Source organism: Streptomyces deserti (assembly GCF_054782695.1).
Genome location: NZ_BAAGRZ010000123.1, coordinates 1 through 813, shown reverse-complemented (window position 1 = coordinate 813; position 813 = coordinate 1). Strand labels below are relative to the sequence as shown.

The following is an 813-nucleotide window of genomic DNA, read 5'->3' as shown; positions in this document are numbered from 1 at the left end:
CCCGCTGAGCACCCTGACCCGTGAACAAGAAGGCGGTAGAGCCGGAGCCCACCGCACCGGACACCACACCGGCCCCGGTGCCCGACTCGGCCAGAACACTCAAACGCGCCAGCAACTCGTCGCGGCCATTTCCGACGACAGCGCCCCGCCACTCCAGCTGCGCCCGCGATGTCACCAGCGAGTAGGCAACGTCGGGCAGGTCCGCGTCCGGGTGATCCACCAGCCACGCGCGCAGCCGCGCCGCCTGCGCACGCAGACCAGCCTCGCCCTTGCCCGACACCAACAACGGAACCACGCTGATCGGGTCGGCAGTTGAAGCAGCGGCAACCGGCTGCGACGCCGGAGCCTCCTCCAGGATCACGTGCGCGTTGGTGCCGCTGACACCGAACGACGACACACCAGCCCGGCGAACCCGCTCCCCCGCCGGCCACGGCTCCGGCTCGGTCAACAACCGCACCGCACCCGACGACCAGTCCACGTGTGACGACGGTTCGTCCACATGCAACGTGCACGGCAACTGCTCGTGCCGAAGGGCCTGCACCATCTTGATGACGCCGCCGACACCGGCAGCGGCCACGGTGTGCCCGATGTTGGACTTCACAGACCCGATCCGCAGTGGCTCCGCACGGTCCTGCCCGTACGCGGCGATCAACGCCTGGGCCTCGATCGGATCGCCCAGCGTCGTCCCGGTGCCGTGCGCCTCGACCGCGTCCACATCCGCGGGCTTCAACCCGGCGTTGGCGAGCGCCTGGGCGATCACGCGTTCCTGGGAAGGGCCGTTGGGCGCGGTCAGACCGTTGCTCGCACCGTCCT

The 813-nt window shown here is 70.0% G+C and carries 1 protein-coding gene; it reads right to left on the bottom strand.

Annotation, left to right across the window (positions count from 1 at the left end):
* Positions 1-813 (bottom strand): ketoacyl-synthetase C-terminal extension domain-containing protein (locus ACYVMZ_RS39375; protein WP_461088129.1); only part of this gene is annotated, 813 nt, incomplete at both ends.